Annotated in this window: 1 protein-coding gene and 7 tRNA genes; all 8 read left to right on the top strand. The window is 44.4% G+C overall.

Going from position 1 to position 2,249, the window contains the following annotated elements:
* Positions 1-153 precede the first annotated feature (153 nt).
* The 8 genes from LKD42_RS14980 (at position 154) to LKD42_RS14945 (ending at position 2,155) form a co-directional block, all read left to right on the top strand.
* Positions 154-227 (top strand) — tRNA-Asp (locus LKD42_RS14980).
* A 5-nt stretch (positions 228-232) separates the two neighbouring features.
* Positions 233-305 (top strand) — tRNA-Val (locus LKD42_RS14975).
* Between the two features lie 23 nt (positions 306-328).
* Positions 329-401, top strand: a tRNA-Thr gene (locus LKD42_RS14970).
* 47 nt (positions 402-448) lie between these two features.
* Positions 449-530, top strand: a tRNA-Tyr gene (locus LKD42_RS14965).
* A 12-nt stretch (positions 531-542) separates the two neighbouring features.
* Positions 543-616 (top strand) — tRNA-Met (locus LKD42_RS14960).
* A 4-nt stretch (positions 617-620) separates the two neighbouring features.
* A tRNA-Phe gene (locus LKD42_RS14955) sits at positions 621-693 on the top strand.
* A 21-nt stretch (positions 694-714) separates the two neighbouring features.
* Positions 715-787 (top strand) — tRNA-Lys (locus LKD42_RS14950).
* A 138-nt stretch (positions 788-925) separates the two neighbouring features.
* Complete coding sequence (locus LKD42_RS14945; protein WP_248836158.1) at positions 926-2,155, top strand: DUF362 domain-containing protein; 1,230 nt, start codon at positions 926-928, stop codon at positions 2,153-2,155.
* The last annotated feature ends 94 nt before the right edge of the window (positions 2,156-2,249 follow it).

Raw genomic sequence — 2,249 nt, 5'->3', positions numbered from 1 at the left:
GGCAGAGGTGGAAGTGCAGTAATGTATGGAGCTGACTGCTACTAATAGGTCGAAGGCTTAACCAAGCACGAGAGTGTGAGGTTCAGGATAGAAGAAAAAGATGTAGGATTTATGGTCTGTATGCGGTTTTGAAGGTATATAACCTTTAGAAAAGGCCCAGTGGCTCAGTTGGTTAGAGCGTCGCCCTGTCACGGCGAAGGTCGTCGGTTCGAGTCCGATCTGGGTCGTTTATGGGATCTTAGCTCAGCTGGGAGAGCATCTGCCTTACAAGCAGAGGGTCACAGGTTCGAGCCCTGTAGGTCCCATTAGCCATATTTTTTTAAGGCTTGCCGATGTGGCTCAATTGGCAGAGCAGCTGATTTGTAATCAGCAGGTTATCGGTTCGAGTCCGATCATCGGCTTTGTATCTTAGCCTAAAAGGTACAATAATTTAATATTTTTAACATATGGATGGATTCCCGAGTGGCCAAAGGGGACAGACTGTAAATCTGCTGCAAATTGCTTCGGTGGTTCGAATCCACCTCCATCCATTAATTTCATAACGCGGGGTGGAGCAGTCTGGAAGCTCGTCGGGCTCATAACCCGAAGGTCGTAGGTTCAAATCCTGCCCCCGCAATTTTGCCTGGTTAGCTCAGTTGGTAGAGCAGAGGACTGAAAATCCTCGTGTCTCTGGTTCGATTCCGGAACCAGGCATTTTGTCTGAAAAGACAGAATGGGGTATTAGCTCAGTCGGTAGAGCACTTGACTTTTAATCAAGTTGTCCGGGGTTCGAATCCCCGATGCCTCATGATTCGAGAAAAGCATTACTCATAGTGAGTAGTGCTTTTTTGTTGCTTAAAACGGATATACGACTGCGTTCATGAGCAAGTAGCGAAGCGGATTGTGAATGTCCGCTTTACGGATATTGAAAAAGGAGGATGGAAATTTGAAGAAAAATGATTTATATATGATTTCCGGAACGGAATATAAAGAGATGACAAAGGAGATCCTTGCACAGTCAGATCTGTGGGCAGAAATTAAAAAAAAGGCAGATCAGAAGCAAAAAAATGCAGATCAGATGCTGATCGGAATAAAACCGAACCTAGTATCGCCGACGGAGGCTTCTTATGGTGCAACAACACATACGGAGATTGTTGCGGGGATTATTGAATATTTACAGGAAAGAAGTTGTCAACATATCGTGATGCTGGAGAGCTCCTGGGTTGGGGATAAAACTTCGGAATCCATGGAAGTTTGTGGATATGACAGGCTGGTTGAAAAATATAACGTACCATTTTGGGATATGCAGCTCGATGAAAGCAGTGAAGTGGATTGTGCCGGAATGAAACTTCAAATCTGCAGCAGTGTGAGAAAGCTGGATTTTCTGATCAATGTTCCAGTTCTGAAAGGACATTGCCAGACAAAGATCACCTGTGCATTGAAAAATATGAAAGGTCTAATTCCAAATAAGGAGAAGAGGCACTTTCATAAGCTGGGTCTGCATAAACCGATCGCACATCTGAATGTGGGTATTCATCAGGATTTTATTGTGGTGGATAATATCTGTGGTGATCTGGATTTTGAAGATGGAGGAAATCCGGTTGTTATGAACCGGATTCTGACAGCAAAAGATCCGGTTTTATGTGATACGTTTGTATGTCAGATGCTTTATTATAGGAGAGAAGAGGTTCCATATCTGGTTATGGCGGAGGAGCTTGGTGTGGGTTCTACTGATCTGGAACATGCGAATCTGATACAGATCAGATTCGAAAAGGGAACAAAAGAAGAAGAACAAGGATCAGAAGAAACGGCAAGCGGAAAAGATATCAACAGAAAAGCAAAAGAAGTGAAAGATATCCACAAAACAGTATGGAAGGGCTGGGAGGATGTGGATATTCCAAGGGAGCGAAAGATTGTTGAACTGCAGGATGCTGTCGAGGAAGTGGAGTCCTGCAGTGCCTGTTATGGCTATCTGATCCCGGCACTGGATATGCTGAAACAGGAAGGTTTGTTTGAGAAACTGGACTGTAAAATTGCTGTTGGGCAGGGATACCGCGGTAAAAGCGGGAAACTGGGGGTCGGAAACTGTACTTGCAGGTTTGAGCATTTTGTAAAGGGATGTCCGCCGACGGAGATAGAAATTTATGAATATTTGAAGAAATATCTGATACAATGATGTGGGTGTAAAAAGTCCCCAACTATGATGCCTACGGATTGTTCCGTGCGTTGCACTCCCACAATCCTCCCCAGTATTCGCATATCGTGGGATT

Source organism: Hominisplanchenecus faecis (genome assembly GCF_020687205.1).
GTDB classification, from domain to species: Bacteria; Bacillota; Clostridia; order Lachnospirales; family Lachnospiraceae; genus Hominisplanchenecus; species Hominisplanchenecus faecis.
The sequence above is the reverse complement of the archived record's forward strand: the minus strand, read 5'-3'. Positions and strand labels throughout refer to the sequence as shown.